Here is a 14,880-nt window from a genome sequence, read left to right on the forward strand (position 1 = left end):
GGTCAATAGTCAATTTATGTACAATTGCGCAATGATTTCTCCAATCTCTGCACGCACCTTTCTTGCCTCCACTTTTGAAAGACGACGTGCCGCTCCCTCTCTTGCACTGGCTATTGCCGTCATCATATAAAGGGCTTTGCTGTGTCCTTCGACAGACTTAGTGCGTATGGCAACATCAACAAAGGGAATATAATCCGTTTTCAGTGTGGCAAAATGTGCATAGACAACCAATAAGTCTTGTTGAACAGGGTATGTTTTGTCTGCGCACCAGCAGCTCAGGTTTAGATTATTCATGCCTTTAAGTAGTATGCTTGGCGTTAACATAATGGTTTGCGCTCGCACTAATGGGTGAACCACATTTAATGTTGTGCCTTCAATCATCCAACGTAATACTTGGTGAGACGTCAGCTCCAGTGTTGAGTCTACAACATGCGACTCTATCGTGTTTCCACCTTTATCCACGACTTGAACTAAATACCCTTGGTAATCTTGCGATGACGTAAGCTTGAAGGTTACCGGTCGTAATAAGGCGAACCCGATTACCACCAGTAACGTTGCGAGAACCAAGCCGAAACAATATTGTTTTTTGATAAAACTAAGCAATGTTCATCTCCAACACTAAGGGTTAATTCTCAAAGTCACCGGATGCACAAACACCTCTTTTTGCGCTGCATCACGCAAAATAATATTGAATTGAACATCCGCTGCTGAAATTACCTGAGATGCTGAGAGCTCATAATTCACACGTAATGTGTGTTGGTCCACAAAGCTGGCATTGCTGGTTTGTACACTCAAGCCCGCTGGCATTTCAGAGAATTGACTGGATAAGTTGCGTACTTGTGACATAACTTGGCTATCAGCGCTCACATCAATGGCGATCGTTTTGCTTTGTCCCTCTATCAGAGTGACCACTTCAATAGATGAATTTGATGCAATCTCAACGGGTACTTCAACTACTTCACGCTGCGTCCCATTTGTCGCTTCCACGGTTACCGTATGCACACCATCGGCCAAAGTAAGCTCAGTCATAAATGATCCATCGGCACGTACACTCACAGCATTGCCATTTACCATCACAGATGCCAAGGGTTCATCAACTTGACCTGTGATGATGATACGCTCAGCGTTGAAGACATCATTCGGTTTCGGCGTCGACACCACCAGCCCAATGGGCGCTTCAACGACCTTGATCATCAATGGCGTGACAAGTGTAGAAATGACTTGATTCGCTTTATCTTTCATCACGATAGACAGATCGGTTGCATAGCTATCAGCCGTCACCGTCTCGCCAACCACAAACTTAAAATCAAAACCGCCGCCATTGCCCGAGCAGTAAACGTTGACCATTTTAAAATCGATACCCGTGTACATATTCGATAATTCATAGGTGTATGATTTTAATGCTGACATTTGTACATCACTCATGTCGATATGGAGACTTCTCACCGAGCTTTCACTGCCTTTGAGTACCTCGATAACATTGCCTGGTGTGGCTGAATTCACTTGTATTAAGCGCGTTTCTTTCACACTTTGACCTCCATAGGTCGCACTGATTCGCACGGAATGTGCTCCAGCGAATAGATTAATCACCTTTGAAAAATGTCCTGCATCATCCACATCCACGGCCACGCCATTTACTTTGACTTTTGCAGTTGGGTGAGAAATATGACCCGTCACAACAACACGCCCATCTTCATTTGGGCTACCGTCTTGAGGGCTTGATACCGTTAAAGTTAAGGGCTGTGGTAACACTTCAAAGTTGATCAACTGAGACCGAACCTGATAGCCATTATCTGCACGAACCGTCGCTTGATGCTGTCCTTCAAAGAAGTTCAATTGTTTTGAAAATTGCCCTTGCGCTGAGACTTGCGCCGCTACGCCATTGATTGTGACATTCGCAAGGGGGTCATTCACCGTCCCGCTAAATGTGACGGTGTTACTCGACAGCGCCTCCCCTTGCTCAGGACTGCTCACTGATAGTCTTAACTCTGACACCAAAACGTTAACTCGGTATTTTTGCGAAATTTCTTGGTGCTGCGTTGCCGCTGTGACTTCAATTTGGTTATATCCCTCATTGAGCTGCAATTCATGAGCAAACCGGCCTTGGCTATCCAGCGCTACCGCGATGCCATCGAACAGCAGGGTTGCACCCGAATCACTCACTGAACCTGTGACAGTGTATCGTACTGTTGGAATTTGTTGATTTTGCGCTAGATTATCCAATTCTAAGATTAATCGGGGTACTTCAACATACACGACGATGTCTACTCGACCTGTGTAGATCACTTCCCCGCGAGAGTTGAGCAATTCGACAATCATAGGAACCGTGTAAACACCCGGCTGAACAGAGTCGCGCACCCAGACATTGTACATAAATACAATCGTATCTCTGGGCGTGCCTTTCATTGTTTTGTATCTGAAATCAACTTCCACGCCCCAAGGCGCTTCTTGCGCTTCTCTAAACCTAAATCTTGATGTTTGTGCAATGGCTTCTACGGTGGCGACAAGATCAAACTCGCTATCAACCGATGCATCTCGAGCCACTGAAATATGAGACTGAGTTGCTACAACACGATTCACATTGAGTGTTTTTTGACTTTCCCCAAAGTCATTTTCGGCAACAATTTCAATGACATTCATACCTTCGTTGAGCGCGTATTCCAATCTAAAATTGCCATATTCTGGATCAACCTGAACAGCAGAGCCATTGATCGTCACTGACGCAGTGTAATCTTCTACAGATCCCATGATGAAAACATACTCATTGGTAGTGGTTTGATTTAGAGACTCTGGCAACTCAATCGTCAGGTTAGGGCTTCCATACTCAATTGAGAACCGAACAACTTTTTCTGTTTTACCAGCATCATTACGAGCACTTATTACGATTTGATGCTCCCCTTGCGAATAATCAGCGTGATGGAAAAACTGGCCACTACTCATTTGAGATACAGGTTTACCATCTATGGTTAACTCATTCACAGGAATACTTTGATCAATTGTTCCCTCGATCACGATATTCTTGTCACCGGCACGATAGATTTTGAACACTTCACTTTGACGAGGACTGGTCACGGTAAACACAGGTAACGGCATTTCTTTGCGCGTAAAATGATACGTGCGCTCAGACACTTGATCATTAAGCGTTGAATGCGCTTTGATTGACACTTGGTTTTCGCCAATTTGTATAGGCATTTTTACATATTGATACGTTTCAACATCATAGCTCACCGCAAGTGCACTATAACTCTGCTCAGCAAGCTGCCCATTGATGTATACTTTTGCAAAGTGGTCATTCGGTGTTTTCACTTGTACATCAACCACGGGGAAATACGTTTCGCTATTGGGTTGCGGTGAAACGACTTCAATTTGTGGTGCAACCTGCGTATTTGCTAGCACGTCGACAAAGCTAATATAGCGTCTATCGTGCTGTATCACAGATTGATTATCTGGCACATTCAGGTAGTGGTGTATGCGTTGTGCACCAACCGTTGCCCCGCCAGCGTTGGTTTCTACACCATAACGTACATCACCGATAAAAATGCCGTCGTTGTTAACTTGCCCTGACATCGTTTGAATAAACGACGACATGTTAACTGTGTCATTATTTTTGTTGATTCTCGCCTGTGACCATACATTCCCCGGATCATAGTACGTGATAATTTCGTCTAAATAGTTATTATTAAAAACTTCGCCCGATGCTAACGTATAAACAAATGGCGTATATTCCAGCCTAAACTCTTTACTAATCGACTCCCCGTTTGCGTTAAATACCTCTAGCTTATACTGTTTTTCTGAAGCATCTACACGCCCAGATAACAGTAGGTACTCATTGAATCCATTATTTAATGTGCTTCGCTGTACCCGAATACCTCGACCATTGAGTTTTGCGCTTGATGGAATAAAGTTGGCAACACTTGCTACAACCGAGGTGCTCGTAGAATATACTTTCCCCTGTTCAGCATGGTTCCAAATATAAACTTTAGGCTGTTCTGAAATGTCTACATATTGCGCAAAATAGTTGAACTTTTGGTAGTGAAGTACCTTGTCTTGTTCATCAAAGGCACTAATTGGATTGGCAATATCTGAGATATCTCCCACATCCACCAAACGTTGGAATATTTCGTATTCAAACTCCAAAATGACCGTGCGACGGTTGAGCTCATCGACGCCAAGATCTTCAACGATTTTACCATTGCTTATGTGGCCATAGGCACCGTAGCGTGAAGACGCACCATCCGGTACAGGCGCCTGAAACAATCCTCGTCTTTTGCTGCGCACCCAGCCAAGGTCAAATCGAAATGTTTTTGCTTTACTAAAAAGCGCATTATCCATCGTGAACGATGCGCGTACAGTATCCGGTTGTAAAACTTTAAGTTTCAAAGTTCGCTTATCATAATGCACAATGCCCTGCAATTTCTGAATTCGCCCATCGGTGAACTCCAATTCCGTAGTCAGTACGTTGCGGCCCTCTTTTATCTCACTGTAAAACTCAACAGCAATAGACACATCGCTTTCACCATAGGCATTAATCCAGCGACCATTGTTAATTCTGGCACGCTTTAATTCACCATTTGTCGCGATGTTAATCGTTGGCCAATTTGTAAATAAACGCGCTCTATCCACCACATTTGTGTAACGCGCGCGGATATGATTTTGATGCACTTTTAATTTGTATTGTGTACTACTTCCTTGATACTGCGCCATCACTGTCAGCCAGTTTTCGCCAGCTGTGATTGGCAGGGTTATCGAGAATAGTTTCCCATCCATTATTGCTTGTTGCCCATTCACCTTGACGACAGCCCCCTCTTCAGAGACCCGTCCTTGCAACAAAATTTCATCGCCAGATACGTGCTGATTATGGCCATGTGACGTTACTTTAATGTCTACACTGTCTTGGGGATAATAGTCGAGCCTGTACGTTTCTTTACTGCGATTTCCTTGACGGATCAATTCAAACTCTAAGTAATTACGGCCAGCTTCCAAGGTGATCGGCATATCAAAATACCCATCATCAAGAGGCACGCTGACTCCCTGATATATCAATGCGTCTGCTTCAATCACATAGCCTTGGAACCGAGTATTCGAAGAAGAGACCTCATCACCATCTTGATGAGAAGTCACTACCATTACAGCACCGCCCCCTTCCTTTATGGTGGTTAGATTTAGCCATGCTTCTTCACTGTACTTTAAAGTACCGAACGCATTGTTCACCTCAATCGGCACACCAAACTGTTCTGAGCCATATTTAGGGTCTATGCTGGTCGTGTTAAAACTAATGCGCACACCAGGTACATGCTCTGAAATCACGTTTCTAAACGAAACCAAATACCCGACCTGTTGCATCTCGGGGTAGATGCTGTTCCATGCAGAATACTCGGCTTTTAATGTCTGGCCTTTACCATAATACGTCACATGGGACGGGATTTTAACCTCTTTCACTCTGTCAAACATTACCGACTGAAGTAGATCGAGGTCCACATTCGTCGCCGCGGGCAAAGTCACAGAACGAGGTTGGCTACGAAGCGAAATCACTTCCTCTGAACGCACACCATATTTACCAGTGGCCACTATTTTAATGGTATTGTCACCTGCTTTAAGTTCAATTGGATATGCAGCAAAGTACTCTCCTTGTAAGTTCGCAGGTACCTCATTAACCGTAATACTCGTTGCATTGTCATATCGCCCTGCAATCGTCACGGCTTTAGCAAAAACCAATTGGTCTTGTTGGTGAGATACCAATGAAATACGAGGTGGCTCTGCATACTTTATTGTAAATTCATAGAAAATCGGTGAACCATTTTGGTCTCGCCCTGAGATAACCACCCTATTTTCACCTTCTTGTAAGGTGAAATCTTGCAAGCTGAAGCGACCATTCACCACTTCAACGGCTTCTCCGTTAATCATCACAAGCCCTGACAAAGTATCTATGTAGCCACTCACCTCAACTGAAGAAGTAGAAACGACCTGCAGTTGTTCAAGATTGTTAATACTGACACCATGCTTACTTACCTGATGCGATTTGGTCGTGAATGGCGATATAACCTCTACTTGATAACCTTCCGTCACAGCTAAGAAGAAATCTTCACCAGCAGGTTCATCATCAACAAATAATGCGGTTTGATGTAGTCCAGTTTCAGTATTAATGGCGGTGATTGATTTTACTTTATCTGGTCCATACTCCGTTAAAAACTCAAAAGCGGTAGCCGTCGCTGTGCTACAAGGTAAGGCTGTGAAATTTACCCCAGCTTTGAGGTCAACAGGACGACAGATATTATCTTTGGTAGTTTCAATCAAGGCTTGGTTAGCACTTTGCACGACTAACGCCTGATGCATAGTGAGATTAAAGTCCTCACCTGCCCATTTTTCTCCATCAAAGGAATACTCTTTTTCGATATTTCCTGATATATCAATAGTGGCAATTCGGCTCACATCACCATGCTCACGTAATACATGACTTAGTCCCGAAACCTTCGCTTGCTGTAATAACTCGACAGGGAAATAGACGTAGTTATTTCCTCTTATCAAACGAATATTGGGTATTAATGCGTTGCTACCTTGTGCCAACTCTTGTGCGTTGCTCACACCATCATTGTCAAAATCGGCCTCGCCATCTGTTATTGTATTCGACCACGAATAGGGGTTTTTGGGATCGGTAAATAACGTATTTATTTCGATCTCATTTTCTACCCCATCGCCATCTATATCATGATCACATGCATCGCCAAACGCATCGCCATCGATATTATGTTGGTCTTCATTGTGCACTTCTGGACAGTTATCACTGACGTTTAAAATGCCATCGCCGTCTAAGTCTTGGGGCGTTATATCACACGCGTCACCTTTACCGTCTGAGTCACTGTCAAGTTGATCACGATTGGGCGTAAACTGACAGTTGTCATCGGCCACAAAAGCACTACCCGCGAGTAACAGATTAAGCAGCTTAGTATGATCCGTTGAACTGTAAGCTGAATATGCAGATCCATCCGACGCAGTCATAAACAAAACTTTGCCCTGAGTCGGTATATGGCTCGGCAATCGGATCGCTAACGTCTGCTCTGTTGTCTCTATGGTCAACTGACTATGGGGCTGATTCACAATCACACATTCGCAATTATCAGCATCCAACACGACCAATAACTGACCTTGCACCGCTTTTTGCTCCGGCGTGAGTGGAAATGCTTTGTATTGATGGAGACTTAAATCAAACTCGCCAAGTAGAAACTGCTGGTTATCGCTTAGCGCTTGTTTTACAAAGTGCAACTTAGCCTTCGCATTTTTGGCAAAACGCAGATTGGCACTTTTCACGCTACGTAAATCATACAAGCGTAACGCTCTATCAGATGGCTCACCTAACTGTTTGTAATCTAAGACCGTATCATTGTCATCGTCCGTGTCACATTTATCGCCCAAACCGTCCAAATCGTTGTCATTTTGATGCGGATTGGCATGCAGCGGACAATTGTCAACGATGTCCCCCACCAAGTCTGCGTCACTGTCCGTTTGCTCAGGGTTGGCAATGAAAGGTGCATTGTCTTTATAATCTTTTATGCCATCATTGTCGTCATCGTCGTCACATGCATCACCCAATGCATCATCATCAGAATTTCGCTGGTCTGGGTTAGCCAATGCGGGGCAATTGTCTACACGGTCAGCAACCCCATCATTGTCAGCATCCGAATAAGGTGGGTGCGCTTGGGCATCTTTTGGATCAAAGCCTTGTTTAATTTCTTCCGAATCAGAGAAACCATCTCCATCAGTATCTGCCGATAATGCATCCGTTTTATACACAGACAGCTCTTCATAATCAGATAAGCCGTCATTATCTGAATCTGCACTTGTTGCAGACACGCCAGCAACTTTTACCTCTTGATAGTCGCTCAGCCCATCACCATCTGTGTCTGTCGAGTTCGAGTTTGTGCCCAACGTATACTCTTCGAAGTTGGACAGGCCATCCTTGTCCAAATCTAATGCAGCGTCATTGACGTGGATATTCAAACCATTTTCCAGTTCATACCAATCTGGTATGCCATCTGAGTCGGTGTCTTTAACTTCATCAATATACAACGGGTAAGGAATGACCTGTAATCGCCCCACTTTTGAATTTTCAGCTAATGTATAAGATTCGTTAGACAAACCACTGGCTGTATGTCCCTTGATCTTTACATTGCTTTGAAGCAACTGAATGTGCTGTTCGTTATTGGCGACATTTGACAAGCTTACCGCTGCCATATTTTCTGGTAATGAGTCACCCACAATATGGGATAAAGGGTAGGCTCCGTCCGGAAAATGAAAATACACTAAGCTGCCTTGCGAGCTTTGTTCACTTTTTCTTTCTATATATGCCGCTAACGTATCATTTAATACGACGTTTTCTCGTGCCATTGTTTTTACATGAAAAAGAGGCCCACTTTGAGGCAAACTCTGGCTCGTCCCATCCGTATTTTCTTGTTGAATACGAAAATAATAGTGTGTATCTGGCGCTAAACCATGAACTCGAGTTCTAAATAGTCCCTGCGCGTGCATAACTTGTTTGATGTGTTCATTGTCAGCATAGATGAATTGACGAACGTTATGCGCGTGGTCAAAAGGCACTTCGCCTTTTGGGTCCAAATACACGTGCACTGTACCCTGCGTATCATTCGGCGCAGACCAAGCAACAATAAAAGATCGCGTGCTGACATCAGATGTTTTAACACTCGAATGAATTAACTCAGCCGCGGATACAACTGAAAACAGCAACCAATATAAAACTATCGCAGCTAATAACTTGAATCTCATCGTATCCCTACTCCTGACATTGAATCGATGTGGGGTAAATAAACGAACAGCTTACTTCTTGCGTTGCATTACCAGCTGAATCAGAAATGCTTAGCGTAAAGGTATTACTACCCGGTTGAAGTTCGGACGCTTTTGGCTCGTAAATTAATTGGAAATGCTGAGGACTCGTTTCGAGTACTGCATCATTTACCTCTGCTATTTTGTGATGCTCTAGCCAGATTTGTGCAAAATTAGGCGCTTGTGCCAGCTTGATGGTGTCTTTTAAATTAGTACCGTTTACAACATCCCCATTTGGCATCGTAATTTCTAACTTGGACAAGTCGATACCACTCATTTTTTTTATCCCCGGATAAATGCTTGTATCTTGGTTAGCTCCAGAGAAAACATCTTCCGCCACAAAGGATAAACTCACAGCTTCTGGATAAAGATACACATAACCAGTTAGGTCTTTGACAGTGCGCTCATAGACCACATCTATCCAGGTACCAATGCCAGGCCTTTCCTGAGATGCACCAACCGCTACACCATGCGTGTAACTTGGCACCAAAGCCTTGACAATAATCGGTTTTCTAGGATTGTAATCACCCACACTGGTGACTTTCACGGCACCCGCTCTGTGCATGTATGAACGCGTGTATAGCGGTGCTCGGCATCTCAAGTTACTGGTATTCTCCGTACACACTAATCGACTATCAACCGCCTCGATTTCAGTGCCAATTTCTTCTTGATTTAAAACACTGAAGAATATCTCCTCTGCTTTTTGGCCCGTGGGCACAATGTGAGAAAAGTCTTGTATGCGGTTGATATCATTGTATACATACATGGCTTGGGGGCCTTGCCAGTGATAACCCTCAACCGTACCATCCTCAATAAGCTCATAGACATCTGCCCACAACACTTTGTCAGAAGTCACTGGTAACTTAGTCAGATCTCGAGTGAATGCGTGTGGTTTAAATAACAGTGCTTCTTTGACTGGCTGGCCAACTAATTCATTGATGATTGACTTCTCAGCCACCAGCCTTGGCCCCATATCAATATCTAGGTCAAACTCAATCATGTGTGAGCCGACTTGTAAAACGAGTTTGTATGTTTGTGCAAGCCCTGGCGTATCTCTTTGACCAAATTCATCGATTGTCGGGATCACATTACCCACACTTACAGAGCCTAGCCAAATGCCTCGTTCATCAGTGCGGTTACGACTCAACTGAGCCCCATTAATCCGACCGGGCAAGATTTCGATACCCGAATCTGACTTCGGTGATATCACTTTAATTTCAGCATCAGCCACAGGGTTACCAAACTCATCTTTTGCTATCAGGCCCACTCTGTTGTAATTCACTGTCAGCAATGTGACCTGAAACTCGGACATTCGACTTGGCGTGAGACTCGCAACTGACCCAGCCCTTGCGTCTGCTGTGTAAACAACAGGCGCCGATTGACCTGGAACTGACATCATCACGACTTGAGGTATTGCAACCAAAGGTTGTGACAGGTCACTGGCATCGTCGTTTAAATGCAGCTTTTCACCCAGTTTGTGATAGACCTTTACCTGACCTTGTGCATCAGTTTCTGTTCGAATTACCTTTTTATCTGTGCTCCCTGACTCAACGCCAAGTTTCCCACCACCTGAAACGACAATCCACTCAACGGGCACCCCTTCGATGCCATTACCGTCTGCATCTTGAAAAGTTGCTTGCCACGGCTCCGGTAGCTCCGCACCAACTGGGCAGAGGCTGCCACAGTTTTGCTCTGTTTTATCAATTAAGACCTTAGCGACAGGCGCGCTGATGACTTTGACATGCATCAGTACAGGCTTTATCTCTGGAAAACCTGGAACACTAATCAACAACTGGAAGTTTTCAACCAAATCAGGAACTACCGCGTTCACAGCTACCATCCCGTAGTTGTCCGACTTAAGCGTTTCAAGATAGACATCACCCGAAAAATCACTCGCACGTAATGCATGGTGAGAACTTGCAGCAACGCCATCACGCGTAAGCATGGCACTTAACTGTGACGAAGGGGCTTTTTGAGAGATAACCACATCTGCGTTAGCAACCGGCTGTCCGCGTTTGTCTGTTAGTAATAGTAATATTGGTTGCTGGAGCTCAGTGCCTCTTACCGCCGTTTGCAAATCACCTTGTAAAATAGAGGTTCGGGCAGCGCCTTGCGGGGCATCAATATCAAAACTCAGTTGATAGTTACCAATGGTTTGCGCTGATACGACGATGGTATAAATACCCGTTTCTTGCAGCGGAAAGTTTTGCACACTCACTGTACTTGCTGGGGTGCTGGCATCGCGCTTGAGTAGCAACCCGCCTTTTGGCGTCATCAGCTGCAAGCTTAACTTTGGTTCGCTGTCTACAGGTGTCAACTGTAAGTTCAGTTTCGAGCCTGCCAGCGCAACGAAAGTGTACACATCTTGCTCGCCAAGTGTCTGGATTGCGCCATTGACTTTCATACCTGAAAGAAGTTGGTTTGCGCCATCCGACGCTTCATTAATATGCTGATTTTCGACAACCAGCGTTACTTCATTACTTGTTAACTCGTTGCTTGTTACACTAAGCAGGTAATCTCCCTTCGCTATATCGCTCGGTAATTGGGCTAGTAACGTATTGTGCGATGCACTTTGTACGGCGAGACGTTGCTCGCCCAGCAGAACAACATTTTTACCGACATCAGCAATGAACCCTTGGCCAGATATCAACACATAATCATTAGGCAACGCCACGCCTGGCGAAATATGGTTGATAATTGGTGCCGCGACTTCCTTTTTTGACAGCTCGAAAACGCCACTGTCTATAAGCATTCTCACTTCAACGGCCATACCGTGAGAAATATCAAATTTATCGCCAATGATTTGCGCGTCTTGGTAACGTGTTTCAAGGTGCGTTTTAGTTGTAGCATCATAGTAGCGAATACTTTCTACTTTAGCCTTGGGGCCTAATGTACTTAAAAATTGATAAGAGTCGAAATTGGCTGGTGGACAAGTGACCGAGACCAGGTTTAAGCCCTTTCGCAGTTCAAATGCATGGCAGTGGGTTTCACCAGGAAACAGCAACTCACCATCCGTTTCACTGCTAACCAGATAGCCTTCTCCCTCTTGAATATCAAATTGAATACCCTGAGGTTTACCATCCAGCATAAAGGCAAACTCAAAACCTCCCGTTTCACGGTTAAATCGCTCAATACGATTCACACCAATAAATTCAGATAGTTGTCGCAACAAATCATGAGACGTGAGGCCAAATGGTACTTTTTGCGGATAACCAAAGTAGTTCAAGCCTTTTTTTAAGGCAAAACCAAATTCACTGGCCACCTTTTTATTAATGTAAAAATCGATGTTTTCGGTTTTTGAACCTGGAGTGACTTCAAATAACTTAGGCTCTTCAGCCCCAGCTTCATAGGAGGACTCCGCAGCATCAAAATACTCTCTTTCAAAAAACGTTGAGTCTGGTACACCTATCATACTGGTGAGTTGTTCTGCTTCGAGCCCCGCGTGGGATGCATCCAGTGGTTCTATCTTTAAGAAATACTTGCCAAGCGGCACATGTAAACGATATCCGCCACCGTTAACGCTGTAAGTGCCTACTACTTTTTCTAAGGTCTCGCTGTTAATTGCATAGATGTGAGCACCATTAATTGTATTACCAGATACACCATCTACGACCTTTCCCTGAATGGTGCCGTAGCGCTGCTTCGAATCGTCATCGCCCATGTAACTTGTCAGCGTTGCGATATCATCCGCTTTCAGCTTTGCACCACGCTCGAGATCGTTATCGCTACCAGGGTACATAACACTGTATTCAAACGAGCTGTGATCTAAGCCTAAACAGTGTCCTATCTCATGCAGGGCAACGTTATGAACTTTTTGTTCTGAAAACGCCTTCGCGCCATCAAAGAAAATATCTGCGTCAAAAATCGTACCGGCAGGGTAAACACCGTGGGGAATATCACCATTGCCATCACCATCTAAATCGTGATTGTCTTCATTGATGACAATATCATTATAAAACCAACTTGTTGCGCAAACAGCCAGAACGTCTTGAGCAAACTCCATCTCGCCATTACTAAATGACACGATATTGATGCCATCTATAAATGGACTCAAGCGGCTTCCCAACCCTCTACCAGTTTCTAAAGTGGTGCCTTGATACACAAACTCAACGTTGCTGTCAGGTAGTGACTGCCAAGCCGAAAAAGCTTGCTGCAACCTCTGCTCTAAGGTCGCAAACTCAACCGCTGCGTACCCCGCTTCGTTCAGGTGCCATTGATAAGGTAAAAGATCTTGGTGCCAACGCAGCGGAACCATTTGATTTGACTCGTTGATTATCCACTGAGGGCTACCAGCAAGCACAGGAAATGCTGCCAACGTACAAAGTCGGCAAATCCAATTTGCAATTTTCATGAAGTTGGTCTTTTTATTAGTTAATACAGTTGTGGCTCACAGCAAGCTGCTTAAGATGCCCTTGTGATGTGTGTTTAAACAAAGAAACCCCTACTTTTTGAGGTAAGGTAATTTCGCATAACGTGTTCAGTACGTAGTTATTGTCCGCCACGCTATTTAAGTGAGCTAATTGCAAAGTCATATTTGCCGCTGAGTAATTGGGGTCCCAAACACTGGTTATGGCAAGTGCGCCATCAAGCGCTTGCACAGGTACAAGCAATGCAAAATTAGACAGGTGAAATACGCTGTGTTTTGACTGCGCCTTCACCGCAAGTGGAAACTCTGCAATATCTGGGACCGCTAAAAAGTGCAGTCCATCTACAGAAGTTGTGTTATTCACTTTCAAATAAGGCAAAGATGCGCTCAATTGCATTTGTTCGAGGCTGGGCAAATGAATCTCAATGCCATGGTTGGCAAGCTCAGTGATATGTGAGTCAATATTTGCTTGCTTTACCCCTAAGTGCAGATGCCTACTAGGCAATTTACTACCTTCAAAAGACAAAGCCGTTTTTAAATAGATCTCACTCGTTTGCGCCGTGGTATTAAATTGTAAATACGCAGCCTGCGCCGTCCCCACGATAAACGACAGAATTGTCGCAAACAATACGCTCACTTTTTCCATGTCTTAGTTGCCTTCCTTATCAGACTCAACGTGCGCGTCTTTGCGCGCGCCCACGGCTGATTTGTCTTTAATAACAACCTGCGGCTGGTGCTTTAAACTCGGTAAACCGGTTGCACCATATGCAATTGACTGTGGGTTAATACGCTTAACGATAAATTTATTTGTTAGATTTACTTTTTTTATCTTTTTATTGTTCAGATGAATCTCTTTTGAAGCGGGTTCAGCGCGGTTTACTTTGTTTTGTACAGGCACGTTAGTTTTCACTGTTGGCACAGACTTCATTGGCAAAAGGTGTGTTTGCTGAGCTTCGGTCGTTTGAGTTTGCATCAAGACATCCAAAGCATGCACTGCGCTCGACTGCTGAACAGCATTGGCAGCGTTTATACCGATAAATGTGAGTAATAAAACAACAATAAGCTTATACATTGTCCTTTTCTCCCTTTACTCTAGTCTGTTTAATCAATTGCCAGATACGCTTTTTAGCATTGGGTAATGTTAACACTTCTTGCTGAAGCACAGCTTTGCTGGACTTAGCAACAGATGGCTGTTGTGCTTGCACATCTATTTTGTGAGGTGGTACAACTTTCAGTTGCTTTAAAGCTGGCAAAGTCACTTTATCTGTGCCAATGCCACTTAGGCGTAGCACCGAATCTGCGCCACTTACTAATTGCTGTGCACCAGATACCGTATTACGGGTGAAGAATATCGCTTCATCTGCCACATTTAATTTAACTTGATGTGAAATAGACTGAGATATCATGACATTTAACGTCGGGTGCATGGCGCTACCACCCGCTTGGACGATATATAATTCGCTTTTCCCAGCTATCCCATAGGTACTTGCAACTAAATCATCTCTCACCAAAATGCGATGGCGTGTCACAATCTTACCGTCGACCCATTCACTGCTTTTCGACATAACTCGACCTTGCACCACATTGTCAGCAGCGCGTATCTGCTGAGTAAGATCAATGGCCCCAGCCTTGTAACTGCTGATAAATATCAGTAATACTAACCAAATGCGTAAATACAT

The 14,880-nt window shown here is 44.3% G+C and carries 6 protein-coding genes; all 6 read right to left on the minus strand.

The annotated features are described in order from the left end of the window. Positions 1 to 9: 9 nt before the first annotated feature. The 6 genes from L1286_RS07220 to L1286_RS07245 are packed head-to-tail and all read right to left on the minus strand — an operon-like array spanning position 10 to position 14,880. The gene (locus L1286_RS07220; RefSeq protein ID WP_235406233.1) at positions 10 to 603 is read right to left on the minus strand and encodes a hypothetical protein; all 594 of its coding nucleotides are present in this window, start codon (positions 601 to 603) and stop codon (positions 10 to 12) included. A gap of 15 nt (positions 604 to 618) precedes the next feature. Beyond that, the gene (locus L1286_RS07225) at positions 619 to 8,778 is read right to left on the minus strand and encodes a thrombospondin type 3 repeat-containing protein (RefSeq protein ID WP_235406234.1); all 8,160 of its coding nucleotides are present in this window, start codon (positions 8,776 to 8,778) and stop codon (positions 619 to 621) included. Positions 8,779 to 8,785: 7 nt separating this feature from the next. Continuing rightward, positions 8,786 to 13,186 (minus strand): matrixin family metalloprotease, encoded by a 4,401-nt coding sequence (locus L1286_RS07230; RefSeq protein ID WP_235406235.1) that lies wholly within the window; start codon positions 13,184 to 13,186, stop codon positions 8,786 to 8,788. A gap of 16 nt (positions 13,187 to 13,202) precedes the next feature. Continuing rightward, the gene (locus L1286_RS07235) at positions 13,203 to 13,847 is read right to left on the minus strand and encodes a hypothetical protein (protein WP_235406236.1); all 645 of its coding nucleotides are present in this window, start codon (positions 13,845 to 13,847) and stop codon (positions 13,203 to 13,205) included. Positions 13,848 to 13,850: 3 nt separating this feature from the next. Further along, on the minus strand, positions 13,851 to 14,273 hold the full coding sequence (locus tag L1286_RS07240) for a hypothetical protein (protein ID WP_235406237.1): 423 nt from the start codon (positions 14,271 to 14,273) through the stop codon (positions 13,851 to 13,853). Continuing rightward, positions 14,266 to 14,880, minus strand: a complete 615-nt coding sequence (locus tag L1286_RS07245; RefSeq protein WP_235406238.1) for a hypothetical protein — start codon at positions 14,878 to 14,880, stop codon at positions 14,266 to 14,268. Before L1286_RS07245 ends, L1286_RS07240 begins: the two co-directional genes overlap by 8 nt.

Source organism: Pseudoalteromonas sp. SMS1, assembly GCF_021530565.1.
GTDB lineage: Bacteria > Pseudomonadota > Gammaproteobacteria > Enterobacterales > Alteromonadaceae > Pseudoalteromonas.

Coding starts and splice junctions, on each gene's coding strand:
- L1286_RS07225 (WP_235406234.1), bottom strand. CDS start 8,778: ATGAGATTCAAGTTATTAGCTGCGATAGTTTTATATTGGTTGCTGTTT.
- L1286_RS07230 (WP_235406235.1), bottom strand. CDS start 13,186: ATGAAAATTGCAAATTGGATTTGCCGACTTTGTACGTTGGCAGCATTT.
- L1286_RS07235 (WP_235406236.1), bottom strand. CDS start 13,847: ATGGAAAAAGTGAGCGTATTGTTTGCGACAATTCTGTCGTTTATCGTG.
- L1286_RS07240 (WP_235406237.1), bottom strand. CDS start 14,273: ATGTATAAGCTTATTGTTGTTTTATTACTCACATTTATCGGTATAAAC.
- L1286_RS07245 (WP_235406238.1), bottom strand. CDS start 14,880: ATGTATTTACGCATTTGGTTAGTATTACTGATATTTATCAGCAGTTAC.